Annotated in this window: 22 protein-coding genes; 8 read left to right on the top strand and 14 right to left on the bottom strand. The window is 57.0% G+C overall.

Going from position 1 to position 26674, the window contains the following annotated elements:
• The first annotated feature begins 50 nt into the window (after positions 1-50).
• Together C8C89_RS19895 and C8C89_RS19900 are read left to right on the top strand one after the other, a co-directional pair.
• Positions 51-1268 carry a Bcr/CflA family efflux MFS transporter gene (locus tag C8C89_RS19895; protein ID WP_133992082.1) on the top strand — a complete coding sequence of 406 codons (1218 nt, stop codon included), beginning with the start codon at positions 51-53 and terminating at the stop codon, positions 1266-1268.
• Between the two features lie 22 nt (positions 1269-1290).
• Positions 1291-1902, top strand: a complete 612-nt coding sequence (locus tag C8C89_RS19900) for a TetR/AcrR family transcriptional regulator (RefSeq protein WP_133992085.1) — start codon at positions 1291-1293, stop codon at positions 1900-1902.
• A gap of 209 nt (positions 1903-2111) precedes the next feature.
• On the opposite strand, the gene C8C89_RS19905 is transcribed toward C8C89_RS19900, so the two are convergent.
• The 3 genes from C8C89_RS19905 to C8C89_RS19915 are packed head-to-tail and all read right to left on the bottom strand — an operon-like array spanning position 2112 to position 6507.
• Positions 2112-4553, bottom strand: coding sequence for an FtsX-like permease family protein (locus C8C89_RS19905; protein WP_133992088.1), 2442 nt, complete (start codon positions 4551-4553; stop codon positions 2112-2114).
• Positions 4554-4566: 13 nt separating this feature from the next.
• Positions 4567-5247: an ABC transporter ATP-binding protein gene (locus C8C89_RS19910; protein ID WP_101480881.1), complete on the bottom strand. Its 681-nt coding sequence runs from the start codon at positions 5245-5247 to the stop codon at positions 4567-4569.
• A gap of 57 nt (positions 5248-5304) precedes the next feature.
• Positions 5305-6507 (bottom strand): HlyD family efflux transporter periplasmic adaptor subunit, encoded by a 1203-nt coding sequence (locus tag C8C89_RS19915; RefSeq protein ID WP_243858136.1) that lies wholly within the window; start codon positions 6505-6507, stop codon positions 5305-5307.
• Positions 6508-6795: 288 nt separating this feature from the next.
• Between C8C89_RS19915 and C8C89_RS19920 the strand changes: the two genes are divergently transcribed.
• The 3 genes from C8C89_RS19920 to C8C89_RS19930 all read left to right on the top strand — a co-directional run bounded on the left by C8C89_RS19920 (position 6796) and on the right by C8C89_RS19930 (position 10738).
• Positions 6796-8166: a sigma-54 dependent transcriptional regulator gene (locus tag C8C89_RS19920; protein WP_133992090.1), complete on the top strand. Its 1371-nt coding sequence runs from the start codon at positions 6796-6798 to the stop codon at positions 8164-8166.
• A gap of 292 nt (positions 8167-8458) precedes the next feature.
• On the top strand, positions 8459-9373 hold the full coding sequence (locus tag C8C89_RS19925) for a sensor histidine kinase (protein ID WP_166674807.1): 915 nt from the start codon (positions 8459-8461) through the stop codon (positions 9371-9373).
• A 204-nt stretch (positions 9374-9577) separates the two neighbouring features.
• Positions 9578-10738, top strand: a complete 1161-nt coding sequence (locus C8C89_RS19930; RefSeq protein ID WP_133992096.1) for an IS30 family transposase — start codon at positions 9578-9580, stop codon at positions 10736-10738.
• A 53-nt stretch (positions 10739-10791) separates the two neighbouring features.
• Here the strand turns inward: C8C89_RS19930 and C8C89_RS19935 are convergent, their stop codons facing one another.
• The 9 genes from C8C89_RS19935 to C8C89_RS19975 all read right to left on the bottom strand — a co-directional run bounded on the left by C8C89_RS19935 (position 10792) and on the right by C8C89_RS19975 (position 19026).
• Positions 10792-12258 (bottom strand): serine hydrolase domain-containing protein, encoded by a 1467-nt coding sequence (locus C8C89_RS19935; protein WP_133992099.1) that lies wholly within the window; start codon positions 12256-12258, stop codon positions 10792-10794.
• Between the two features lie 240 nt (positions 12259-12498).
• A complete protein-coding gene (locus tag C8C89_RS19940; RefSeq protein WP_133992102.1) occupies positions 12499-13008 on the bottom strand; it encodes a hypothetical protein in 510 nt (169 codons plus the stop codon).
• Between the two features lie 99 nt (positions 13009-13107).
• Positions 13108-13470 (bottom strand): DUF6434 domain-containing protein, encoded by a 363-nt coding sequence (locus C8C89_RS27420; RefSeq protein WP_243858138.1) that lies wholly within the window; start codon positions 13468-13470, stop codon positions 13108-13110.
• A gap of 431 nt (positions 13471-13901) precedes the next feature.
• A complete protein-coding gene (locus tag C8C89_RS19950) occupies positions 13902-15596 on the bottom strand; it encodes an ATP-binding protein (RefSeq protein ID WP_133992104.1) in 1695 nt (564 codons plus the stop codon).
• 244 nt (positions 15597-15840) lie between these two features.
• Complete coding sequence (locus tag C8C89_RS19955) at positions 15841-16362, bottom strand: hypothetical protein (RefSeq protein ID WP_133992107.1); 522 nt, start codon at positions 16360-16362, stop codon at positions 15841-15843.
• A 234-nt stretch (positions 16363-16596) separates the two neighbouring features.
• On the bottom strand, positions 16597-16893 hold the full coding sequence (locus C8C89_RS19960) for a hypothetical protein (protein ID WP_133992109.1): 297 nt from the start codon (positions 16891-16893) through the stop codon (positions 16597-16599).
• 138 nt (positions 16894-17031) lie between these two features.
• Positions 17032-18225: a GGDEF domain-containing protein gene (locus tag C8C89_RS19965; protein ID WP_243858140.1), complete on the bottom strand. Its 1194-nt coding sequence runs from the start codon at positions 18223-18225 to the stop codon at positions 17032-17034.
• A gap of 33 nt (positions 18226-18258) precedes the next feature.
• A complete protein-coding gene (locus C8C89_RS19970; protein WP_133992111.1) occupies positions 18259-18660 on the bottom strand; it encodes a hypothetical protein in 402 nt (133 codons plus the stop codon).
• A gap of 12 nt (positions 18661-18672) precedes the next feature.
• On the bottom strand, positions 18673-19026 hold the full coding sequence (locus C8C89_RS19975) for a hypothetical protein (RefSeq protein WP_133992113.1): 354 nt from the start codon (positions 19024-19026) through the stop codon (positions 18673-18675).
• Positions 19027-19604: 578 nt separating this feature from the next.
• On the opposite strand from C8C89_RS19975, the gene mgtA reads away from it, so the two are divergent.
• From mgtA to C8C89_RS19990, 3 genes are read left to right on the top strand one after another with little or no spacing between them, the layout of a single operon-like run.
• Positions 19605-22289 (top strand): magnesium-translocating P-type ATPase, encoded by a 2685-nt coding sequence (gene mgtA / locus C8C89_RS19980; RefSeq protein ID WP_133992115.1) that lies wholly within the window; start codon positions 19605-19607, stop codon positions 22287-22289.
• A gap of 36 nt (positions 22290-22325) precedes the next feature.
• The gene (locus C8C89_RS19985; RefSeq protein ID WP_101480869.1) at positions 22326-22667 is read left to right on the top strand and encodes a DUF6677 family protein; all 342 of its coding nucleotides are present in this window, start codon (positions 22326-22328) and stop codon (positions 22665-22667) included.
• Positions 22664-23191 carry a ribonuclease HI family protein gene (locus C8C89_RS19990; RefSeq protein ID WP_101480868.1) on the top strand — a complete coding sequence of 176 codons (528 nt, stop codon included), beginning with the start codon at positions 22664-22666 and terminating at the stop codon, positions 23189-23191. The genes C8C89_RS19985 and C8C89_RS19990 overlap by 4 nt, the downstream gene beginning before the upstream one ends.
• Here the strand turns inward: C8C89_RS19990 and C8C89_RS19995 are convergent.
• Both C8C89_RS19995 and C8C89_RS20000 read right to left on the bottom strand, forming a co-directional pair.
• The gene (locus tag C8C89_RS19995) at positions 23188-24825 is read right to left on the bottom strand and encodes a methyl-accepting chemotaxis protein (RefSeq protein WP_133992117.1); all 1638 of its coding nucleotides are present in this window, start codon (positions 24823-24825) and stop codon (positions 23188-23190) included. The genes C8C89_RS19990 and C8C89_RS19995 overlap by 4 nt on opposite strands.
• 77 nt (positions 24826-24902) lie before the next feature.
• A complete protein-coding gene (locus C8C89_RS20000) occupies positions 24903-26531 on the bottom strand; it encodes a methyl-accepting chemotaxis protein (RefSeq protein WP_133992119.1) in 1629 nt (542 codons plus the stop codon).
• Positions 26532-26674 lie beyond the last annotated feature (143 nt).

Below are 26674 nucleotides of genomic sequence, written 5' to 3' on the forward strand. Positions count from 1 at the left end.
AACACGGCGGCGTCCATGCCCCGATTTTTTGATGACACGAAGGAATCGCAATGCAGCAGCAAACCACTCTCCCCGCCGCCAGTCTTGGGCTGGCGGCTTCCCTGGCCCTGGTGGCAGTGCTCGGTCCGGCAGGCATCGACATGTACCTGGCCTCGATGCCTGCGATGGCGCGGGAACTGCACACCTCGTATGCAAATGTGCAGCTGAGCCTGACCGTTTTCCTGCTGGCCCTGGGCGGCGGACAATTGCTGTGTGGGCCGCTGACGGACATGCTGGGCCGGCGCTATCCGCTGCTGGCCGGCATCGCCGTCTACATCGTGGCGGCCGTATGGGCGTCGCAGGCGGACCAGCTGTCCACCCTGCTGCTGGCGCGTTTGCTGCAGGGCCTGGGCGCGGCGCTGACCTTGGTCGTGGTGATGAGCATGGTGCGCGACGTGGCAGATGGGGTCAAAGCGGCGCAGCTGTTTGCCCTGTTGATGACCATCGTGGGCCTGGCGCCCGTGCTGGCGCCCGCCGTGGGCGGCTTGCTCGATGCCCAATACGGCTGGCGCGCCGTGATGCTGGCCCTGGCCGCGCTGGGCGCCTTGACCCTGCTCAATAGCGCACTGTTCTTGCCGGAAACTTTACCCATCGCCAAGCGAGTCTCGCCGCGCGGCCTGCACCGCACCTATGCGCGCATCGCGCTGGACCGCGCCTTCCTGCTGCCCGCGCTGGCCCTGTCCGCCACTTTCTTTTTCCTGCTTGCCTATATCGGCGGGGCGTCTCTGGTGTACCAGCGCGATTTCGGCCTGTCCGCCGGCAGCTTCGGCCTCGTCTTCGGCGCCACGGGCGTGGCCGTGCTGCTGGGCGCCATGGCCAGTGGCCGCCTGGTGGAACAGCACGGTGTGGCGCGCCTCTGCGTGGCGGGTAGCGCCGCCATGCTGGGCGGCGCCGTGCTGGCCCTGCTGGGTGCGTGGGCGGGCTTCGGCATTGTCGCCGTCGTGCCCGGCATGTTCGTGGCCCTGTTTGGCCTGGGCATCGCGGAAGCGGCACTGATGGCCATGGCCATGGGCTCGCAACAGCGTGCGCTCGGTTCCACGGCGGCCTTGCTGGGCGCCATCCAGATGACCTTGTCCTCGCTGGCCACGCCGCTGGCGGCCAGCCTGTCCGAATGGGGGCCGCTGCCCTGGCTGCTGTTCTTGACGGTGGCCGGCCTGCTGGTATCATGGCTGACCCTGGCCACTGCGCGCGTCCATCCGGCCCATGCCAGCAGCCTGGGAGCGCACTGACGCCTCACTCACTCTCACCCCAATGATGAAAAAACGCTCGGCTTCGGCCGATAACATCTGTGCCGTCGCCGTCGTGCACTTTTCGGAACATGGCTACGATGCCTCGTCTCTCAGCGACATCGCCGCGCAAGCCGGCATGCGCAAGGCGTCGCTCTACTCCCATTTCGCCGGCAAGGACGCCCTGTTTCTGGACGTGTTTGCCGACGCGCTGGCCGAAGAGCAAGCCTTCATGGACGCCTGTTTCGCCGACGAGGCGGCGCTGGAGGCACCCGACGGGCAACTGGCCGGCTCGCTGTACTGCGACCGCATGGCGCAGCGCTATGCGGATTCGGCCCATTTGCGCTTTTTGCTGCGCACGGCGTATTTACCGCCCGCCCCCCTGCGCATCGAAGTCGGTACGGGCTACGAAGCCTTGCTGGCGCAATTGCAGCAGTATTACGTGAAGAGCCTGGGCCGCATGGCGCCCGCCCTGGCGCCCCAGCGCCTCGACCTGTATTCGCAAGCCTACCTGGGCATCGTCGACAGCCTGCACGTGGAACTGATCTACGCGGGCGGCGCCGCCCTACAGCAGCGCCACGCGGCCTTGTGGCATATCCTCTCCGATTCGCTGGCGATGGCGGCGCCATCGTCCTGAAGCGTTATAGCTTGCAGGCACACTGTGTACCGACGAACAGGTCTGACACAGGCTGCCATCGACTCTTCGACAGCACCGGTTTGCCACATTCAAATGTGGTACGGCTTGCTGCAAGATTTTTCACATGCGAAGTTCCGCTTGCCCCCCAAAGCAGCCTTTCAAATGCTGCGTTTTGCTTACGTCGAGTGTTCGTAACGAACATTGATGCGTTACATTCGAAGGGCATTGGCGGGACGGACCTTCATCGCGATCCACGCTTGTCGACTGGCTGCCGCCAATGCAACAACGCTGGTCACGACGAACGCGAGCAGTAAGGTCAAGTACCCGACTGGTGCCGTTTCGACCCAAGTAGACAGATAACGTGCGATGACTACTGCTGCAACCGGCAATCCAATTAACGCGGCTACCAACAGCATAGTTCCGACGCCGCGCAAGACCAGGAGGCCGATAGCAGAGTCACTTGCACCATGCAGCTTGCGCAAGACAATTTCGCGAGCGCGGCGCTGCACTGTATCGGCCGACAGAACGTAGGTTCCACATGCTGCAAGGGTTAGGGCGATACCTGTTGCCAGTGCGAGCAGGCTGGCCATGCGCGCATCGTCAGCATAATTGGCGGCCAGGACGCTCGACGCTGGCTGGATGGACGCAATGGCCGAGGGAAAATAACTTGGCCATATGGACCTGATGACATCAACCACCTTGGCGGGGTCGCCATCCGTGCGCACGCTCAAGGCACTACCGCCTGTACTCAATTGGAACGCCATCGGCGCCGGTGCTTCGCGCAGTGACTGGAACCGCAGTGGTGGCGCGATCCCGATGACACGACCTGGGACCGGCTTGTTATCAAAACTTGTCGTGATAACGATTTGACCAAGTGCTGCTCGTGCGTCGGCAAAGCCGAGCTGGCGTGCTGCAAGTGCATTTAGAACCAGCGGCACGGAGTCGTCGTCATGGTCCAGGGTTCGATCGAACAAGCGCCCGGCTTCTGGCTTGATGGCGTAAAGCATAAAAAAATTGTGGCTAACTTGCTTGATTTCCATCGTGGCACTGGTGCCATCCGGACGTTTCAGGTCGCGGCGCCACGTGTCGTTATGACGGCCGATCGCGTCATCCGACACAGCTACGTCTTGTACCCCGGGCGCAGCCGCCAAAGCCGTCATCAGGCCGCGCGCTGGCGCGCTGTATTTGACCTGTTCAGGCATATCTACGATAAGTATGGAGGCCGGGTCGAATCCAGGCGAAGCGCGCATGGCGTAACTTGTCTGCCAGGCGATGGCCAAGGTCACACTGGCAAATCCAATCGCTGCCGTTAGCTGCGCCACGGTCATACTGCGCCGCAGGCGTGCAGTCGCACGCGATTCAGTTGCCGTGCGCCCGGCCAATGATTTTGCCGAAGGGACAGACCAAGCGATCCACGCCGGCCAGGCCGCCGTCAACAGCCCGAGCCCGACGACAAGGATACCGACCCAACCCAGGTCGCCAACTGTGAGCGCGTCGTTGAGTTGGCGGCCGACCAGGGTCGAAAACAGCGGCAGTGCCAGCCATGCCAGGAGTAGGCCGACAGCAGCCGCCAAGAACGTGATCAGCCATGCCTCCGCCAGCAATTCGAGCGCAATGCTCCAAGCTGAGGCGCCGAGCACTTTGCGCATGGCCAGTTCACGCTGGCGCCGCACTACCCGCACGGTCGCCAGGTTCACGAAATTGATCGAAGCCAGAACAAGGATGAGCACGGCGACAGCGGCAAGGCCGGCAACGACCACCGGATCGCCCCGCTGGCCCGCGCTGGCGATGAAATTACCCTTGATGCCCGTATCGAAATAGGCTGCGTCGAGCCGCGCTAGCGCAATGTCCATTACTGGGCGCCGGCCCAGGCGCGCCTTGATATCGGGGGTCTGCTGATGTAATGCTGGTGCACCGTCGACTGCGTCCTGCAGCTGTCGGACAAGCATCGGCACAGACGCGCTGGTGTGCACACGCACCAGGAGCTTGCCTGGCCAGCCTTTGAGGCCGGTTCGCATTTCATCGCGGACATCGGCCGCTAGCGTTGAATCGGTGCCTAGTAGTGCTTCAAATGGCATGGTGGTATTCGCTGCCGGCGTACGCAGCACCGCGCCAACCCGTAACAATTTACCTTCCGCAAACAGACTGCGGCCCAGCGCCTGCTTGGTGCCAAACAAGCGCATTGCAGTTAATTCGGTGACCGCGATCTGATCCGGCGCTTCCAATGCGGTGGCAAGATCGCCCTGCACTGCCCTCAGGCCCAACATCTCGACAAACCCAGGCAAGACAGTCAGGCTTTTCAGGGCATGCAGCTTGCCGTCAACGTTGACCGTCAAGCCTGCTGTCTCGGGACGTGATGGCAAGTAGCCGGTGGCCGCAGCCACACCGGGCGCTGCCGCTGCAACAGAGCGCAGCAGCAGCGGCGCCTGGTCGTACCAGGGGCCCGTGGGATCGACATTGTCGCGTTGCTTCACGACGTAGACATGTTCCACATCGGGCACTTCGGCATTATATTGCCAGCAGTAACGCACTAAGCCGAGAATCAGTATGGCTGAGGCAATGCCGATAGCTAGGGTGACTATGACAATGGCAGCGTAGGCGGGTTCCCGCCGCAGTGCGCGTGCGCTGTGGCGCATCGTGGTCAATAACATGTTCGCTCTCCGGTCAGGCGGGCTGCAGGGCGTCGATCAGGATACGGCCGTCCAGCAGCCGTACCGTACGAGAAGCTTGCGCGGCGTGCGTCGGCGAGTGCGTCACCATGACGATGGTCGTGCCATCTGCATTGATCTGACGCAGAATGCGCATCACCTCGTCGCCGTGTGCTGTATCAAGATTGCCCGTCGGCTCATCAGCAAGCAGCAGCGCTGGACTGGCCACGAGCGCGCGCGCGATGGCTACACGCTGTTGCTGTCCGCCGGAAAGTTGCGACGGACGGTGACCGGCGCGGTGCGCCACGCCTAGTTGATCAAGCATCGCGGCGACGCGAACCTTTCGTTGCGTTGCAGGCACATCCAGGTAGTCAAGTGCCAATGCCACATTTTCGGCAACCGTCAATTCTTCGATTAGATTGAAATTCTGAAAAATGAAGCCGATACGTCCGCGCCGTAATCGGTTGAGCTGTGCCTCGCTCCAGCCCGCCACATTGCGACCGTCGAACCAGCATTCGCCACCGTCGGGCGTGTCCAGCAGTCCCAGCATAGCCAAGAGTGTTGACTTGCCACAGCCGGACGGCCCGGTGATCGCCACATATTCACCCGCGGCGATGGTGAGGTCAATCCGGTCAAGCGCCGTTGTCTGCACCTCGCCGCCACGATACGTTTTCGTTATGTTGACGAGCCTGAACATGCTTTCCTGTTGTGTGCGATTCAATTGCATGATGTTGTCATTTCCGTGAGAGACCTGTTAGTGGGTAAGCTGAAGATGCAGCGCCGTTCCATACGGCGTGTATGACGACACGATGACGCGCTCGCCGGCGACCAAGCCGTCGAGTACTTCGATCTGCGTGCTGTTGCGCCGGCCAAAACGCACGGCCCGGTGCTCCGCTTGTACGCCGTCAGCGCGCACGACGAATACCCAGCCGCCGCCGGTGTCATTGCTGAACGCATCATTTGGAAGAAGCAAGCTAGTCCGCGCAGCACCCAGCGTGATCAGGACGTCGACGCTCTGGCCTGGGCTGAGGGTAGCCGGCTGGCCATCAACGAACGTCAACTCAACCGTGAATTTGCCGTCGCTCACTTGCGGATATATGCGGCTGACAATCACGTGCTTGGCCTGGCCATCGATCACGGCTGTCGCCGGTCGGCCGGTGGCAAGGCGACGTAAATAGTATTCGTCGAGCTGGGCCGCCAAACAAAATTGCGCGATGTCGTCGATGCGTCCAAGGCGCTGTCCTGATCGGACTGTTTCCCCTACCTGCAATTTGAAATCTGCAAGGCGGCCGGCAACGGGCGCGCGCACGGCCAGTGCATCGACGCCGGCATTGACCAACTTCAGGCCATCTTCCAGCCTGGATACCGCCTGGGCAATCTGTCCGATAGCGTCGCGCCGGGCTGCCTCTTCGCTTTTCCCAGCAGCGTCTTCGCTGGCTAGCGCGTGGCGCTGCCGCGTCAGCTGGTCGGCTACTTCTTCCAGTGCAGAACCCGACACGAAACCCTGCTTGGCCAGTGCCGCGCTCCTCGCGAATTGCTTCTCAGCCTGAACGACTGCAAACGCGAGGTCGGCGCTGCGCCGCGCACTTTCCGCCCGGCTGGATTCACCCGCGAGACGCAGGTTCAACAGGTTTGAAATCTGCTGCGCATGCTCAGCTTCGCGTGCAAGCACCTCAAGCCGGCGCTGTGGATTCGACAGCCGGAACAGTAATTCGCCTTGGCGTACCAGCGCGCCATCGCGCACCATCACCTCTTCGGCCCGGCCATTTTCCACCACATCCAGCACGACCGAGTGCAGCGGCTGGGCCGTTGCACGCGCGGCCACGTCGTCGCGCAAGATGCCGCGCTCGACGACAGCGATGCGCACGCTGGCAGCGGGTACCTGTAGTCCGCTGGGCCAGAGCCACCACGCCAGTGCAGCAAGTCCAATCAAGATGAGCAAAATCGCTATTGCCATGCCCCAACGCCGGCCGCGCTGTCGTAGGACCGGCTGGTCCATAGCCGCACCCGTAGGGCGTGATGTATTTACGCTGTGGTCTTTTGTCATGATTTCTACTGTTGCAACATCCGTGCCACGCGGTTTCGGACGAATCGACCGGTATTTTTTTTCACTTGCCCGCTCATTCGTCCGCAAACGCACATGCAAACTGTCCACTTCCGGACACTTTGTGCAAAGTGATATCGCGCTGTGGAATCATGCAACGCATGCTGATAAACTCGAGTTCTGTTAATTCCTTTATTTCCAATGTCCGGCAAGCAAGCAAATGTACTGATCCTCGACGATGATGCAGACGTGGCGCTGGCAGCGCGTATGCTGCTGCGCCGGCACGTTGCGCAGGTCGCGACACTTGACCATCCTGGACAGTTACCCGCATGGCTCGCCAGCAATCGTCCTGACGTTGTTCTCCTCGATTTGAATTTTTCGGCGGGACGGACGGATGGTGGCGAAGGGATGCAAGTTTTGGCGCAATTGAGGGCGCTGCCCAACCCACCCGATATCATCGCGATGACCGCGTACGCTGATGTTCCTCTGGCCGTTGCGGCGATGCAGGGCGGCGTAAGCGATTTTCTGACAAAGCCGTGGGATAACGTTCGCCTAGTGCATGCTGTCGAGGCAGCCTTTGCGCGACAGGCCTTGCGTCAGCCTATTCATGCTAAAGCATCTGACGCGGCGCCAGCCGACGCCGATGGATTGCTCGGAAACTCGACTGCGATGGCTGCCTTGCGTGACATGATCGCCAGTGTGGGGCCCACCGAGGCAAACGTCATGATCCTAGGAGAAAACGGCGTTGGCAAGGAACTGGTGGCGCGAGCCGTTCACCGGGCTTCACACCGGGCATCCCGGCAGTTTCTCGCAGTGGATATGGGGAGCCTGCCAGAGGCAACGCTGGAAAGCGAATTGTTCGGACACCGGCGCGGTGCGTTCACCGATGCACGCAATGACCGCGCGGGCCGCTTCCAGGCAGCGTGCGGTGGCACATTGTTTCTTGACGAAGTCAGCAATATGCCCTTGACAGCACAAGCGAAGCTGCTAACAGTGCTCGAACGACGCCAGGTGACGCCCTTGGGCGCGGACACTCCCGAGGGCGTTGACGTGCGCGTCATTAGTGCTACCAATCTCGAAGAAGACCGGCTGCACGACGTTGCGCTTTTTCGCACAGACCTTCTGTTTCGCCTAAATACTATCGTCCTGCGCGTCCCGCCCTTACGCGAGCGCGCGGGTGACATTCCGGACTTGCTGCGCCATTATTTGGCTCACTACGAGCACCAATATAGCAAACCCGCGCGCGCCATAGCAGCGACTGCATTCGATGTACTGTGCTCGAATGCATGGCCAGGCAATGTTCGCTCCTTGCGCCATGCCTGTGAACGCGCTGTCATCCTAGGTCGGGAAAATGTCTATACCATCGCTGACTTTGGTATTTCAGCGAAGACAGCTGTGCCTGCATTATCGTCCCCGCTCACCATCGACGTCCCACGTGAACTGGGTACACTCGAACGTGCCGCCATCGCCGCGGCGCTGCTGGAAGTTAAGGGAAATATCAGCAAGGCTGCCAAGACGCTGGGTGTAAGCCGGGCAGCGCTGTATCGCAAGCTGGACAAACATGGCTTATAGACAGGCTCGCGTCGCCCTCGGCGGGATACTGCTTGCTGCGGCTGGGTGGGTAGGAGGTACGCTAAATGAGAGCGTTGATGGCCTGGGAGCACGCTCCGCCGTTTTGCTCGTCCTGACAGTGGTGCTCGCTGCAGCGCTGATGTGGCATTCAATCGGACACGTTACAGCAATGACGCCAGAGAGACAGTTTCCACTCACGACTTTGCAAGCGCCTGAGACTGCCCGACTGCTATTGCTTGAAGCACGCCTTGAACATGCACCGGTCCCTCTGTTCAACATGACTCCGACCAGGATGGAACCATTGAATGCAAGCGCGCGGCGCCTTCTGGCGCCTGGACGTGTCACTGACACGGTTCCCCTAAATACGGCTTTAGCCGGCCTTTCCGTTGGCACGCGAACGCTGGTTCAGTTCGACAGTGAGCATGGCACTGAACGTGCCCTAGCCGTCCGCAATGCTTTGACCGTCGATGGTGCGCCGCAGTCCCTTGTTGCACTGCTGCCGCTGGAGGACGAACTATCCGCTGAAGCCATGCAAGCCTGGCGCAAGCTCGTCCACGTATTGACCCATGAGATCATGAATTCACTGACACCAGTGGCGTCCCTTTCGCAAACGTCGCGCACGCTGCTCGCTGAGGCAGCAGGTTCTCTTGCTCCCGACGTGGCCGCAGACCTTGACGTCGCGCTAGACGCAATAAGCCGTCGCGCTGAAAGTCTGGCTCATTTCGTCAGCCATTACCGCGTGTTGGCTAGCCTACCTACGCCTCTGCCGCAGCAATTTCTAATCAAAGACTTGTTTGCACGTTTATCGGCTTTAGTGGCACCGAGCTGGCAGGCCCGCGGAGGAAGCGCGACTTTCGTCGTCGCATCAAGCACGCTGGCATTACGGGCTGACTCTGGCCAGATCGAACAAGCTCTGGTTAACCTGCTCCAGAATGCGTTAGAAGCAACCACCGCGAGTCGGGTGCCGCAAGTGGCCGTCGATGCGCGCCTCACGACAGGTGGCCGGTTGCGCATCGATGTGCGTGACAATGGACATGGCATTGCCGATGGGGTAGCGGCGGAAATGTTTACGCCATTTTTCTCGACCAAAAAACAGGGAGGCGGTATCGGCCTTGCAATGGTGCGGCAGCTAATTCAGTTAAACGGCGGAACTGTGCGCTACGCCCGCCCAGTCAACGATGGCGCTCACTTCATCATCACATTCTAGATCAAGGCAAATCTATTATTGTCAGTGAAGAGCGCTGCCAGTCAGAGTCCTGCATCCGTCAGGCCTGACGGTGGGCGCAACATAATTCCATACACTTACATTTTTAGCGTCGTGGAAGAATGTTGACTGGCCGCTTTTGGCTGCGGATTCAATCGGTGGTCGCAACACTCTCACCTAAACACCTAGGTTACAGGAGTGTTGGAGATGAAACAGAAACCACGCATTTATTACACCGAGACTCAGAAGGCCTTGATGTGGAAACGCTGGAAGCAAGGTGATTCCCTACAAATGATAGCCCAACTATTTGATCGGAATCACTCGTCGATACAGCGAATTCTGGCTGAGTCTGGTGGCATACGGCCAGCGCCGCGATGCCGTTCCAGAATGGCGCTGACGCTGGCCGAGCGCGAGGAGGTATCGCGCGCCATCGTTACCAACGTATCCATCCGCGCACTTGCCAGTCGCCCTGGACGAGCACCGTCGACCATCAGCAGGGAACTCAAGCGCAACGGTGGCCGCGAAGCATATCGCGCAACTCAAGCCGATCAGCATGCTTGGGATCAGGCCCGCCGCCCCAAACCTTGTAAGCTGACGGAGAGCCACATGCTGGCCAACATGGTTGCCAGCAAGCTCCAATTGCAGTGGTCGCCGGAACAGATTGCTGGCTGGCTCAAGCAGCTGTTCACGCGCCACGAGCAGTATCACGTGTCGCACGAAACCATTTACCGCAGCCTCTATATCCAGGCACGAGGCGCCTTAAAGAAAGAGCTGCTGGAGCACTTACGCCGGACGCGCGCCATGCGCCGTTCACGTCATCACACCCAAAAGACGGACAACCACGGCAGAATTGTCGACGCCGTGTCGATCAGCGAGCGTCCAGCGACGGCAGCGGATCGAGCGGTGCCCGGGCATTGGGAGGGGGACCTGCTATGCGGCAGCCACAACCGCCAGATCGTGACCTTGGTCGAGCGCCAGACGCGCTACGTCATGCTAGTGAAAGTTGCCGCCAAGGACACCGAGACGGTTGTCAATGCGCTGATCGACAATGCCCGCAGGCTACCCCACGAACTGTATAAATCACTGACCTGGGACAGAGGCAAAGAGATGGCTGGCCACAAGAGTTTTACTTTGGCCACTGACATCCAGGTCTACTTCTGTGATCCACAGAATCCGTGGCAGCGCGGTTCAAATGAAAATACCAACGGCCTGTTGCGCCAGTATTTCCCCAAGGGGCTGGATATTTCCACGTATTCGCAAGAGCAACTCGATGCGGTAGCCAGAAGACTCAACGAGCGCCCCAGGAAGACGCTAGACTACCAAACACCAGCTCAACAATTTGAACAGTGTGTTGCGTTGATCGATTGAATCCGCACCCATAGCGGACGGTCACCAACCTTGCACAACGTCGTACTGAGCAGCTAATCTGCGTGGGGCGCTGTCTGGGTAATCCGCGTGCCCTTACGCGGCCGGCCATCGACAAAAGTAAGTGTCTGAATCTTGTCACTACCATTGCTATCGAAATGCAAGGTGACGTCCTTTTCACGAATAAAGTAATCGTAGTCGCCTGCCGAGATCAATTCCACTGACAGAGGCCCGACCGGCGGCCCAGTAATAAATAGATGACCATTGTCGTGGCTGATGCGCACCTTTGTGTTGGACACTGCGAAGTCGCCAGAAAATTGGCTAAATAGAGAAGTATTAGGTTTGACGCTTACGCGTTCCATTGGATGGTAGTCACCCCACGCATATTCGGCAGCAACGCTGCGCGCGATTTCTTCAATTAGAATCCATCCGTTATCCGAATTTGCGAGAATTACCACGCCTTGCCCGGTACGCTCATATGCAAACAACAACGATTTGTAACCAGCATTCGAACCGCTGTGATGGAATACGGCCTCCTCCCCGGTATGATCGAGTTCGAATCCGAGGCCATAATGACCGCGCACTGGCGTCAGCATCGACCTTGCGTGTTGCTGAGTAATAAGGCGCGAATCCTGTCCGGATGCAGCGCGCTGAATGGCAACCGCAAAGAGAGCTAAGTCGTACGCAGTGCTCCATAAACCAGCGGGGGCTAACTCAGGATATTCGCGCCAGTTTCCCGCAACGATAGTGCCGTCCACTTCGTGGCCAAATGCTGCTCGTGAAGCTAGGGTTGGCGGAAGCGACTGCGCATATAGTGAGTCGTGCATCCTGAGCGGCTTAAATACCGTTTCACTGGCCAAAACGTCAAACGGCAGATCAGTAGCGTCATTTATGTACTGTTGCAGCACAACATAGCCCAAGCCAGAGTACGCATAGCGGTCGGTCAAAGAGTTCTTCACTGCGACTGGGGGATTGGTCGCGGGGACCAAGCCTTCTAATACCTGCAAAAGTGTAGGCTTTGGTTCATCGTTGCGGTAGCCCAGCAGTCCAAACTCTGGCATACCAGCCGTATGGCTTAGCAGTGCCCGAGCCGTAGTGGCCTGCTGCGCGACAGGCAAATGCCACTGACGAAGCCTTCGATTCACGTCTTCATCAAGATCAATCTTTCCACCGGCCACTAGCCTCATTGTCACAAAGGCGGTCACCGGTTTACTAATTGAGGCTACTTGAAAGAACGTGTTTGATGTGATGGGACGTCCCGTCTTCACGTCCGCAACACCGTAGGAACCAACCCATTCCACCATGCCGGCGTTGATCACGGCGATACTCACCCCCGGTACATGCAAGGCTTGCATTCGATCAATCAGCCGCATCTTACGTGTGGGCGCCCCACGTACAGCAACTGGCTCCAGCAATCCATTCTCAATTTTCTCAATGCGAGCCTTCAACTCGACGCTTTGGCCCTGCGCATGCGCAATAAAAGCCCATCCCATCAAAATCAGTGTAAACGCATGTCGAAACATCAAGACTCCAGTTTATTGAGGATCGGCGGCCCCATTTAGCAACATCACGCTAGAAGGACCGCTTCTGGCTGCGGACGTTGGCGTGAATACGGCCTGGCCGTCAGTTGCAGTTAATTCGAACCGGGATCGGCGTCAAATGCGAGCATGGTCGGTTTGAATTGCGTGCCGTTGCAACTACATCCTTAGCGTCTTTTAAAAGACTAACCCGGTTCTCCGTTCCGTTGTACCTTGAACCCCATACTAACGACGACCCAAGAAGCCTTTTACAAAACCGGCCAGGCTGCGCAGCGCGCGCGCCTCCAGCGCGAACAAGCGCGTCAGCCAAGTCGGTAACTTGACGTCGCTGGCCAGCTTTTCAGCGATTTCTTCAGGCGTTTTGTCAGACGCGAAAATTGCCTTATAAAAGTTAAACAAGATTCTGATCTCGATCAGTACAAGCACCACCATCGCCGTCGTGCGCAGCCAGCTGAGTGAACCGAGCACGTGCTGATGCTCAAGGGGAACAATGTGGCCAGTTGCCCAGATCCCGAGCGAAGCGAGACATACCGCGCGCACGATCGCCGCTGCTCCTCGGGAGCGGTAGCACCAAAGGTAGAGTAGCGGCAGAACAACCACCAAGTCGAATACCACTGCGGCTTCGAGCAGGCGAGGATGGCTCCAGTCCTGGACATAAAGCGCGCTTACGTCGCCAAGGACTACGGCACTTGCCAATGGGTAGAACCAGTTGTTGCGCAACCAGGCAAACGCCATGCGATCTTCTGGAAATAATCGACTCATTGCTTTCCCCTAATGAATAAATACTGAAGCCACCGTTTTGAGAAATACGCGACAGTCCGCGATTAGCCGAACTCAGTCGCGTCCTAAACGGCTACGCGTCCACTCGTCCGCAACCTCGCCCGTGTTTTTCGCATTGCCATTGCGCATCCACGCCATGAGTTCACGGTCGAATTTGAAATGTGGTCCACACTCATGGGCAAGAAACCGCCGAACGTTTTGCCTGTTGCGGTAGTCAACATCGATTGCCGTTGTGCGTGATATTTCTCCACCATGCCAATCGAATTTCATATGCAACATCTCAGATACTGGAAAACGTCCGGCTGCTATTGGCGGGTTGCCTCTTTGTTCCACTTCCAGATAAGCTGTTCGTTTGTCCCAGGAGGCAGTTAGCGCATCTCGAAGGCGCAGCATGAAATCCAGAGGTCGCTCGTTCATTGTCTCGAGCCATCTATATTCTTTCGCTAAAACATCATAAAATCGAACTGAGCTAAGTTCGCTTTGGTCAAATGCAGTCGGCTGCCCCTAGCATAGCATGTCACTAATCAAGCGTTAACAGTGATAGTTTCTAACTGACGGTGATGTTGGAAACTAAAAAATTTGACGTTGACTCCATTCACCACCAGGTAACTACCACTCATCCCCGATAAAGTGACATTCGTCGGATACTCCGCCGAATGCCAATGCCGTAGCTCCAAAGTAAGCGGATTGCCACATTCAAATGTGGTACGACTTGCTGCCAGATTTTTCGCATGCGAAGTTCCGCTTTCGCCCCAAAGCGGTCGCTCACAAACAATGTTTTAGATTCGAATAAACAACCGTAACGACTCTAGTCCATGAATTCGAATTTTCACCGTTTTTTGCATCACCTAATTGCTATGTGGCCCGTTATGTACTCGGTCAACAAATACACGCAAATCATTTAAACAGGCATCACCCAATTCAACGGTCGAAAGCAATTTCGATACAAATTTTGGCCCATGTGACCCTATTTGTGGGCAAAAATCTTCTATTTCCCCCACCGGCACTAGGTAAACGCCAATATCTTCCAACATATCCTGGAGAGTTATAGCAACTTTCTGAGAATCTCCATTTGGAATGCCTCGCCAACCATATTTCTTCACTACACTCCAAGCCTTCCCTTGCTTCATCGCCTCAATCACATCCCCCTTTGGCAATTCCTCAGGCCCAGCACTATTAATAATGGAAATCACCTCTTCTTTAATCTGATTCACCGTTTTTGGTTTATTGCCTTTGCGTACGGCTGAGTCGATACGCCCCCAAATCGGTTTAAATTTCGTCCAATCCCCCCCAAAAGCTTCTACGACTGTTTGAAGAAGATTTTCCTCGGACAATAAATCTATATCAAATACGGCTTTCACAGGGACCCCAACTTGACGGAGGATACTTGCAACTTTGGCAACTCCATGTTTGCCACCAGTAGGAACGTATGCCGTGTCCTTCCACTGTGAAGTGGACTGCATTGCCATGTAGTCCGCGATGCAGTTTATTAGCCTACAATCGCTATCATCTTCACATATTATTGTTTGCTCGTGAAATATCCCTTCAAGCGCATTAGAGTAACGAAGCTCTGGCTTTTCCCATAGGTCTTTTACTACACTGGAAGCTGCCTCGGCGACTTTGTTAACACCATTCTCTCGATGAATACGAAGTATTCGGACGTTGCCGCGCATTCCCTCCAAAAATCCGCGCATTATGTCGCTACTATGAGTCGCAACAATTAATTGCCCCTTTACTTCTGCCGCAAGCGTCTCACCAAGACGACGCATTTGAGGTGGATGTAAAAATGCCTCCGGCTCATCTATTAGCGTCATATCGACTTCGGACACGACTGCATCGAACAAGATACCAGCGTAGCTTTTCATTCCGTCGCCCTGCAAATCCAGAGGTGGATTTTTTCGAATAGCCTGAACATATTCATCGCCAACACGGTCTATATTGCTATCTAAAGACGGAAGTTCACCTACATGAATCGGAATTCTACTACCTCCTCTATAGTCAAACATAATGTCTTTTCCAAACGCACGGCGAAAAAGCCCACTAATCTTTTTCATCAAGGCACTGTCATCATAGAGCACATGTTGAGGTCTTGATTTTTGTTCGCCCGGAGCTATACTGCTTTGTTGGTTACAAATGGTCAAGCGTTCGCTTGCACTGATGTTCTTGATAAAGCCGTCCGCAATACCATGAATGAGAAAGTCATCATTCCAAAACTGAATATGACCTTCGTTGATTTGCCAATTTTTATATTGATAATTAACTCCAACCAAGTCGCCGTGAATCTCAAAGAATTCCTTCAATAATTCTACGCTTCCATCTTTCAATAATTCCAAATCAGAAATAACCACCGTGTGATCGGTTTTTCCAGTTTTGCATATGGAATATATTTCACGAAGTGTTTGAGATTTTCCACTATTGTTCGGCCCGACCAATATTATTTTCTCATTTTTTTTAAATTTAAACTCAGCACCGCCTGAAAATTTAATTTTAGAAATTGATGCTGATGGCTTCTGGAAATTTTCCTGCTCTGTTGAAAATTGCATTGATAACCTATTCGAAATTAATTTAAATTACAACTCAGCTTCTTAAATAAAATCTTCGCGGCGCTCATATGACATCGAATGACGTAAAACAGTATCCATCATTTATGGTTTTTCATCTAATCAAGATGCGATGTTCAATTGGCGTCGAGTGACAGCTTCTGGCCGATCGCCGACCTACGGCGCGTTTCCAAAAAATTGGGCTCGGTCAGCGCTCATAGTTCCGACGACTGCGGCCTTTGTTTCTTTATGATGTCGATGGCATTCTCAGAGCGTCTAGATTCGCAGTCAACTCGACCGGGAATGGTAGTCCGTCACCGCTCAAGATCCATTCAAAATAGTGCACTACGAACGCCGACAACTCCGCCATGCTCAGGCTGTAACCGGAAAAGTCAAAGTAAGCCATGGGTTTATTCTGGAAGTATGCGAACCAGCAACCTATCAACGGTCGTTCCATCTTCACAATAACTTGAGCCTCCAGCGAGTGCTTATTCGTCATTTTCCAGTGCTTAGATCCATTCGAGACATCTATCACCGCACGGAAAACATCCTTTGCACCCTGAGGAAGCTCTGCTTTTCGGGCAATCTGGTCCGCACTTGCACTATCGGACTTAAGCCAATCAACGTACAAATGGTGTGCGGTAACGATAAAATTAAAGGAATCGTAAACACTCCACGATTCAACTAATCGAGCTTCTTCCCATTTCAACTTTTCGAACATGTCGTGCGGAGTGTCCAAAGCAAGGCGAGTGATGGGTTTCTCCAGCATTATATTCTCCAATCTCGACTTTGACGGACCAAAAAAATTCTTTTAGATTTGACCTCGTAAACCATGAAACCTGCTGAGCAAATGCGCACATCGATATGCGACTCAATGACTGCTCCTGGCCGCTTGCCGTCGTTGGCAGGTACCGCCCCATTGGATGCTTTACTGACCCTTTGCAACTGTCGTCCAGCCAGTGCTTATGAGCAGTTCAGCAGTGTCTAGTGAACTCGTGGCAATTTAAACATCCAAGAACATCATCACAGCCGACAATACTAGCAACTGAAAAAAAGCGAGAAACAAAGCTCGTGGTGTCGGCGGCATGAACTTCCATTGCAAGCTCTTCGCCGGTGAAACCAAAGCAGATTTATTGCTCCCTACGCAAGCAAATAGTGCCGATAGCGCCAAGGAAAAAAACCTTACATGAGCCGGTAAAACTTCAGGAGCAAAGGCACAGCCAAAGAACATTAACGAGAAAAAAAATAGAGAAATGCGGGAAATTTTCTGTCCCAACTGAAGTCGTATTTTATATTCCATAATTTTTATCATTGATTTTAGTTATTCAAGTTTCGCTTCAACGGCTGCTTCTGGCTGCGGATTCAATCGGTGGTCGCAACACTCTAACCTAAACGGCTAGGTTACAGGAGTGTTGAAGATGAAACAGAAACCACCGATTTATGCGCAGAGAACTTCCGAGCTGGCAAGCGTACAGCCACGCCCCTGCGACTTGGCTTTGTAGAGGGCGACGTCGGCACGCTCAAGCATATTCTCTATGGAGTCGGTTTTGTGCATACGCATGGCGATGCCTCCGCTGTAAGAGAGTGCAAAACCCAGTTCGTTGAACGAATGCAGCGCCAGCCACTGCCGCATGCGTTCGTCGTAAGCTATGATCGAGGCGAGGTCGGCACAGTTGAGTAGCACGCAGAATTCCTCGCCGCCGTAGCGGCAGAACAGATCTCCGGCACGGCTCACAGCCCGTAAGCCAGTGACGAAAACTTGCAACGCCCTGTCGCCACCGGCATGGCCGTGCTTGTCGTTGATTTGCTTGAAATAGTCGAGGTCAAGCATCAACACGCCGAGCGGCTGCTTGTATCGCAAACTTCTGGCCAGGTCGATTTCGGACTTTAGTATCCAGGCGCGGCGGTTCAAGGCGCCGGTCAGACCGTCTAGCGTAGCCAACCGTTCCAGTTCCCGGGCCGCCTCGTCGCGGTGCGCAAGGAGGATGGCCACCACCGACATCATCATCATCGAGTTCGATGACAAGGCAAACACCCGGTTGATCAGATACGGCCCAAAAAAATTCGGAAACTCAGCGGTGTAGAACGCACCCAGCACGGCGCGGCCGGCAAGTACCAGCATCTGAACTGTAAGACATATGATTAATAGCCAACGCCAGCGTCCAACTGCTACCTGTGGCGCACGGCACAGGGGAACTATGATGGTTGCAATCTGCAATGCCAGCAGGCCATTCGCCCAGCCTACCCTGAACGGATAGTCGGAAAAACCGATGCAGTAGCCTACTGTCATCAGTACGGCTATGGCGGCTGGAATGCGAGCACTCGCCTTACGGCCGTACCACAATTGAAAGGCCATGGCATTGAAAACCATGCCGCCCGAGACGCTGCCCATTGCCATCGTTGACAATAGGTGGTCGGCCCAGCCGCCCCGTTCAAAAGTGCTTGACCACAGCAGGAAAATCCAACCTGCAGTTTGCAATACGATACCGGCTTGTGCATAGCGCGCAGCACGGTTCACCCGCCCCATAAAATAGGGCAACGCCACGGCCATGATCGACAGGTTAAGTGTCATGCCGAAGAATAGGGTCGATACGTCCGTTATAGCCACTATCGCACTTTCAAAGTAATCCAAGGGGCCGTATTATCCCAACAAACCTGCATCCACTTAAAATCGGCAATTACTTACTTGAGGCAACTTTAGTTTGGCATCTTTCGTTTGGGGCTCAACCGAATTGGTGGTTAGCGTGCGTAAGCTGTTTCTCGTTGATAAAGCGACCGTATGCTCTTGGCCGAGCGCTGACGTCACGTCAAGCGGGTGATATTTCTCGGCGGCGTCAACGTCGATTTTGTCGTTCATCGTTGATAGCGAACGCTCACCGCTTGCCTGGAGGTCTGAAACCATCCGAAATTGTTGCCGCTCGATCTTTTCAACACAATAGGCCGCAAGACATTCGTCGCTGCCAATAGTGCTCGCCGTAAAACAGTCATCTTCCCGTTTCCAGACATACTGAGCAGCAACATCCCAGAAGCTGGAAAGGAAGGAGATGTTTCTGGCAAGGCGCACCACGCCAGAAATGGGTCAGGCATATGCGTGCACCAGTAGAAAGCCAGCAAGCGGAACGACGGCAAACAGCACAACAACGCCAAGGCATCCTGATTTCGATCCAGATCTGGAACCGGCAGGAGAAGCGCTACGCGCACGCTCTCGTGGCGTCCTGGCATGCACCCATTTGATATGACAGGACTGGCAAAAAAAGGTGGTTTTGTTGTTACGCCAGGCTTCGATGGTTCGATCGGTATGGTGTGCAACCGTGCCGCAACGGGCACATTCGAAATGTGTTTCTTTGGGTAGTTTTTTAGAAAAGTACTTGCCGGCAAAGAGCATGACAACAAGTCCGGCTACTATTGCCCCCACGATCAATTCCATAGTCATTTGTTTTTCTGTATATGCATAGCGTTTACCATGGCTATTGCTAGCCCATCAGCGTACCCGAGCATAACGGATTGCCGGGCGGAAAAAATAACACATTGTCACATCAACGCGAATGGCCGCTTCTGGTCCCCACGAGCAAGTCCGCCTGCACTACTTCTATCAACCTTTATTATTTGGCATCTTGCTTTCATAATCGCCCACACCCACATTACACTTTGGAAACCTAAGATTTCTTCAGTTGACACCCTTGCAGCGCATCCATAAGATGCCCTCATTATTCATTTACGGAGTCCCACGTGGGTACTTGTTCTAGTGACAGTAGCCGATCTTGTATCGGTGATTGCCTCGGCAGCTAAACAGCAAGCAACGCGGAACTCTCTTTCCTCCGTGCCTTGCTGAGCAAGGTGCGGTGTCTCGTGCGGCCAGTCTGGCCGCGCGCCTCCCCCCTCTTTCCGATCGCGACCGGCTACTGACCCGGATTGCCCGCCAGCGCCATGCTTCGACATGCCGCGTTGGCGGCACGCAAGTCTTGCCTGCGGCTGCGCCGCCCGTCAACACCTCGTCGTGAAAGGAAGAGCATGAATCTCTTCACCCGTTTGTTCGAATCGTTCCTGCGCAAGCGCCATACGGCCGGCCATTTCCGTCGCCGCGCCATGCCACTGGAAAACAGCACGGCCCGTCCCGTGCCCGACCACCTGGCGCGCCAGCTGCTGGGCGCCGCCCACGAAGATCTGGACAGTGCCCTGAACCGCCTGCATACGCGCCTGGAAGGCTTGCGCGATGCCGAGGCGCAAGTCATCGGCGCACAGACGGGTCCGAATGAAGTCGAGCATGAAAAGCCGCTGGCCTGGTACCAGCACCTGTGGCTTTGCTACAAGAATCCGTTCAACCTGCTGCTGACGGTGCTGGCCATCGTGTCCTACCTGACGGAAGACCCTAAGGCCACCATCGTCATCGGCACCATGGTGATTTTGTCGACCCTGCTGCGCTTCGTGCAGGAAGGCCGCTCGAACCGGGCCGCCGAGCGCCTGAAAGCCATGGTCAGCAATACCGCCACCGTGCTGCGCAATGGCCAGCAGATCGAGCTGCCTATCCGCCAGCTGGTGCAGGGCGACATCATCGTGCTGTCGGCCGGCGACATGATCCCCGCCGATTGCCGCTTGCTTTCCGCGAAAGACCTGTTCGTCAGCCAGGCCGCCATGACGGGTGAATCCTTGCCCGTGGAAAAGATGGCGGAACTGGCCGATGCCCATGGCAAAGACCCGATGGACCTGGCCAATTTGCTGTTCATGGGCACGAACGTCATCTCGGGCGCCGCCACGGCGCTGGTCTTGGCCACAGGCAACCGCACCTATTTCGGCACCATCGCCACGCGCGTGACGGCCACCGAGCGCACGCCGACGGCGTTTGAAGCGGGCGTGAATAGCGTCAGCTGGCTGCTGATCCGCTTCGCCCTCGTGATGGCGCCGCTGGTGTTCCTGATCAATGGCTGGACCAAGGGCGACTGGATGGAAGCGTTCCTCTTCGCCCTGTCCGTGGCCGTAGGCCTGACGCCGGAGATGCTGCCCATGATTGTCACCAGCACCCTGGCCAAGGGCGCCGTGAAACTGTCGAAAAAGAAAGTCGTCGTGAAACGCCTGGATGCGATCCAGAACTTCGGCGCCATGGATGTGCTGTGCACGGACAAGACAGGCACCTTGACGCAGGACAAGATCGTGCTGGAACGCCATACCGACGTGTTCGGCCAGCAATCCGATGAAGTACTGCAATTTGCCTTCCTGAACAGCCATTACCAGACTGGTCTCAAAAACCTGCTGGACCGGGCCGTGCTCGACCATGTTGAACTGCAAACGGAAATGCAGCTGGCACGCGATTACGTCAAAGTCGATGAAATCCCCTTCGATTTCGTGCGCCGCCGCATGTCCGTCGTCGTTTCCGAAAAAAACGATCACCATGAACTGATCTGCAAGGGTGCCGTCGAGGAAATCCTCGCCGCCTGCAGCCATTTGCGCTTGAATGGCGTAAACGTGCCGCTCGATGCCGCCCTGCTGGCGAAAGTGCTGGAAACCACGCACGGCTTGAACGCGGAAGGCTTGCGCGTGGTGGCCGTGGCCGTCAAGGAAGTGCCGCCGCATAAAACCGTGTACGGCGTGGCCGATGAAACGGCACTGACCCTGATCGGCTACGTCGCCTTCCTCGATCCGCCGAAGGAATCGACGGCGCCCGCCCTGCGCGCGCTGGCGGAACATGGCGTCACCGTGAAAGTCTTGACAGGCGACAACCATCTGGTGACGGCGAAGATTTGCCGCGAGGTGGGCCTGGCCGTGCATGGCGTGCTGCAAGGCCCGCAACTGGACGACATGGACGACGCTACCCTGGCCAGGGCAGCCGAAGACAATACCGTGTTTGCCAAGCTCAGCCCGCTGCACAAGGAGCGCCTGGTGCGCGCCCTGCGCGGCAATGGCCATATCGTCGGTTTCATGGGCGACGGCATCAACGACGCGCCCGCCCTGCGCGCGGCCGACATCGGCATTTCCGTCGATTCGGCCGTCGATATCGCCAAGGAAGCGGCCGACATCATCCTGCTGGAAAAAAGCCTGATGGTGCTGGAAGAAGGCGTGCTGGAAGGCCGGCGCACCTTCAGCAACATGCTCAAATATATCCGCATGACGGCCAGCTCGAACTTCGGCAATGTATTTTCCGTGCTGGTGGCCAGCGCCTTTTTGCCGTTTTTGCCGATGCTGCCGCTGCACTTATTGGTGCAAAACCTGCTGTATGACGTGTCGCAGATCGCCATTCCCTTCGACAATGTCGACGCTGAACTGATCCAGAAGCCGCTGAGCTGGAACCCGCGCGACATTGGCCGCTTCATGGTGTTCTTCGGTCCCATCAGCTCAATCTTCGACATCAGCACCTTTATTTTGATGTGGCATGTGTTTGGCGCGAATACGCCAGAACAGCAGACCCTGTTCCAATCCGGCTGGTTCGTCGTCGGCTTGCTGACGCAAACCCTGATCGTGCACCTGATCCGCACGCCCAAGCTGCCCTTCATCGACAGCATCGCGTCCGTGCCCCTGCTGGTGGCCACCACTGCCATCATGGCCGTGGGCGTGTTCTTGCCGATGGGACCGCTGGCGACTTACTTCAAGCTGCAAGCCTTGCCACTGGGCTACTTTCCATGGCTGCTGGGCATCCTCGTCTGCTACACCGTGCTGACGACGTTCATGAAACGCGTGTATCTGCGCAAATTCGGCTGGCAATAGTATGATGAAAGGCTGTTTCCTCTACAAAAGGCGCGCATGAGCGGCTCCCCCCTTTCCAAACGTCATCAGGCCCTGCTGCTGTCGGCGCTGGTATTTCCCGGCAGCGGGCATTTCCTGCTCGGACGCAAGACGCGTGGCTGCCTGTTCCTCGTGCCGGCGTTGATCGCCCTGTTGCTCATATTGCGCCAGATCATGGCACGCTTGGACCAGCTTATGGCACAGATCGACAGTGGCGCCCTGCCCCTCGATGTGCAGCTGATCATGGAAAAAGTGGAGCTGCTCTCTGCCAATGACGGCCCCGCCATGACGGTGGCCGTGGGCGTGCTGGTGGCGTGCTGGATAGGCAGCCTGATCGACACCTTGCTCATCAAGCCATGACGGCAGAATCACAGGCGCGCAAACAGCGCAAGGAAGCAAAGATGCAGGCCCGCCGCGCGCAGCTGGCGCTCAGGCGCCAGGACGACGGCGGCCCGCAGGCCTGGCGCGGCTGGTTCGATGGCTCCGCCCACCCGAACCCGGGCAAGCTGGGCATAGGCGCCCTGCTGCTGGGGCCGGATGGCGAGCGCATCGAAGTGAGCCAGGCGGCCGGCCATGGCAGCAGCAGCGAAGCGGAATATGCGGCACTGATAGCCGTGCTGCAGGCGGCCCAGGGCGTGCGCCCGCCGCCCGTGCAACTGCTGCTGTACGGCGACAGCCAGGTGGTGATCAACGATGTGCTGGGAACGACGCCGCAGGGCGCCAAGGGACTGGAAACGCACAGGGCCACCGTAGTGGCCCTGCTGGAACAATTCAATGATGTGAGCTTGCGCTGGCTGCCGCGCCACAGGAATGGCGAGGCGGACCGGCTATCGCAGCTGGCGATCGCCGGCTGGGTAGAGGATGCTGCATTGCCGGAAGATTAAGCGGCGCGGCCAATCTGCAATGTTCCTTGCGGCATCTTGACCGCTGGGCGCTTCATCCCCTTCAAGCCACTGACACTGGCCTGCTGGCCATTGAGCTTGAACACGCTGACCACTTGCGCCAGATTGTGCGCCTGGTGCTGCATCGATTCGGCGGCGGCCGCCGACTCTTCCACCAGGGCGGCATTTTGTTGCGTCACGGCATCCATCTGGCCGATGGCCCGGTTGATCTCGTCAATGCCCACGCTTTGCTCACTGCTGGCCGCAGTGATTTCCGTGATGATGTCGCTCACGCGCTGCACGCTGTCGACGATATCGTTCATCGTCGAACCGGCTTGCGCCACCAGCATGCTGCCTGCGTTGACTTGTTCCACCGAGGCGCCGATCAGGGTCTTGATCTCTTTTGCTGCAGAAGCCGAACGCTGCGCCAGGTTGCGCACTTCGGACGCCACCACGGCAAAGCCACGGCCCTGCTCGCCGGCGCGCGCCGCTTCCACGGCCGCGTTCAAGGCCAGGATATTCGTCTGGAAGGCAATGCCATCGATGACCGAAATGATGTCGACGATCTTGTTCGACGAAGCGTTGATCGATTCCATCGTGCCCACCACTTGCGCCACCACGGCGCCGCCCTTGACGGCCACCTGCGCGGCCGATGCCGCCAGTTGATTCGCCTGGCGCGCATTGTCCGCATTCTGTTTCACGGTACTGGTCAGCTCCTCCATCGAGGACGCTGTTTCTTCCAGCGAACCGGCCTGCTCTTCCGTACGGGAAGACAAGTCCTGGTTGCCGGCGGCAATTTGCGTCGATGATGTGGCGATGCTGTCCGTGCCGCTGCGCACTTCACTGACGATGTTGAGCAGGCTGGTGTTCATGTCCTTCAACGCTTGCAGCAACTGGCCCGTTTCATCCTTGGCGCTGGCATCGATCTGCGCCGTCAAGTCGCCATCGGCCACCTTGCGGGCAATCTCCACGGCCGTGCGCAGCGGACGCACGATGCCCATCGTCAAGACCCAGGCGCAGACGACGCCAAAAGCCAGCGCCAGCGCGGCCAGCACCAGCAGCAGGTTGCGGCTGGTCTTGGCTACGGCATCGATCTCGCGCGCGGTGGCGTCGATGCTGGCGCGCTGGTGTTCCAGCATGTTCATGATGACTTTCTGGTACTTCGTCGAGCCAGGCACGAACACGGTCTGGAAGGCCTTCTCCGCTTCCTCCGTCTGGCCAGCCGCCTTCAGCTTCGATACTTGCTCACGGGAATCCAGATATACCTTGCGCATCTCACTGACCTGGCGAAACAGTTCTGTTTCTTGCGGGCCGGAAATCAGCGCTTCGATTTTCTTTTGCAATTCACTCGAGACAACGGACGACTGTTTCGCTTCTTCCGCAAAATACGGTCCCAGCGAGGTGTCGGCGCTACGCACGATGGCCGTGGTGCGGCGGATGCCGCTGTCGATCTTGCTGTACCAGTCGGAAATATAGCGTTCCTTCGCCAGCGGCTGCTCCATCATGGTGCGCGTAGCGGTGGCCACGTCGTGCAAACGCCAGACGCTGATGCCGGTAATGACCATGGAAAACAGCAAAATGACGGCAAAACCCAGGCCGAGACGCACACCAATACTGACGTTTCTTAACAAATTCATGTGAATATCCTAAAAAATCGGAACCAGACTATATAAAAGGAACTGAAGGCTGCGGCGGCACGGGGCGGCCGCAGCCTTCAGCGTGCGCCCAGGCGCAAGGCGGATTGTGGCGCTGCCGGGCGCTTCAGCGTGCTCGCGCCACTCACCTTGGCCTGCTGGCCATTGAGCTTGAACACGCTGACCACTTGCGCCAAGTTGTGCGCCTGGTGCTGCATCGATTCGGCGGCGGCCGCCGACTCTTCCACCAGGGCCGCATTTTGTTGCGTCACGGCATCCATCTGGCCGATGGCCCGGTTGATCTCGTCAATGCCCACGCTTTGCTCGCTGCTGGCCGCCGTGATTTCCGTGATGATGTCGCTCACGCGCTGCACGCTGTCGACGATATCGTTCATCGTCGAACCGGCTTGCGCCACCAGCATGCTGCCTGCGTTGACTTGTTCCACCGAGGCGCCGATCAGGGTCTTGATCTCTTTTGCTGCAGAAGCCGAACGCTGCGCCAGGTTGCGCACTTCGGACGCCACCACGGCAAAGCCGCGGCCCTGCTCGCCGGCCCTGGCCGCTTCCACGGCTGCGTTCAAGGCCAGGATATTCGTCTGGAAGGCAATGCCATCGATGACCGAAATGATGTCGACGATCTTGTTCGACGAAGCGTTGATCGATTCCATCGTGCCCACCACTTGCGCCACCACGGCGCCGCCCTTGACGGCCACCTGCGCGGCCGACGCTGCCAGTTGATTCGCCTGGCGCGCATTGTCCGCATTCTGTTTCACGGTACTGGTCAGCTCCTCCATCGAGGACGCTGTTTCTTCCAGCGAACCGGCCTGCTCTTCCGTACGGGAAGACAAGTCCTGGTTGCCGGCGGCAATTTGCGTCGAGGATGTGGCGATGCTGTCCGTGCCGCTGCGCACTTCACTGACGATGTTGAGCAGGCTGGTGTTCATGTCCTTCAACGCTTGCAGCAACTGGCCCGTTTCATCCTTGGCGCTGGCATCGATCTGCGCCGTCAAGTCGCCATCGGCCACCTTGCGGGCAATCTCCACGGCCGTGCGCAGCGGACGCACGATGCCCATCGTCAACAGCCAGGCACAGACGACGCCAAAGGCCAGTGCCAGCGTCGACATCAATAACAGCAAGTTGCGGCTGGTGCTGGCGATGTCATCAATCTGGCGCGCAGTGGCGTCTATGGTGGCGCGCTGGTGCTCCAGCAAGCCGTAAACCATCTTCTGGTACTTGGCTGCGGCGGGCACGAAGGTTTTTTCGAACACTTCGTTGGCGGCCTCGGCCTGGGCCCCGCCCTTGAGTTTGTAGACCTGGTCGCGCGAGCCGACGTAGACCTCGCGCAATTCCAGCAAGCTGGCGAACATGGCCTGCTCTTTCGGGTCCTTGAGCAGCGCCGCGATCTTCTTTTGCAGGACAGCCGAGCTGGCGGTAGACACTTTCGACTCTTCGGCGAAATAACCGCTCAGCGAGGTGTCGCTGCTGCGGGCGATGGCGATCGTGCGCCGCACGGCGCTGTCAATGCGTGTATACCAGTCGGAAATATAACGTTCCTTGGCCAGCGGTTCTTCCATCATCGTGCGCGTGGCGCTGGCCACGTCATGCAGACGCCAGACACTGATGCCGGTGATGATCATGGAAAACAGCAAAATGACGGCAAAGCCCAGTCCCAGACGGACCCCGATGCTGACGTTTCTTAACAAATTCATGTGAACTATCCTAATATCTCGAAGAGAGGCCCTGCAGCCAGCGCCTGGAACAGCATGGCGGACGCCGCCAAATCTGTCCCGCCAAGTAAACTGGCGCACGGTTCGGTTGAACCGTGCGCCAAGAAAATGCGCTAGCGTGCTCC

Origin of the sequence: Janthinobacterium sp. 75 (assembly GCF_004365495.1) — a bacterium.
In the GTDB taxonomy this organism is placed as follows: Bacteria; Pseudomonadota; Gammaproteobacteria; order Burkholderiales; family Burkholderiaceae_D; genus Janthinobacterium.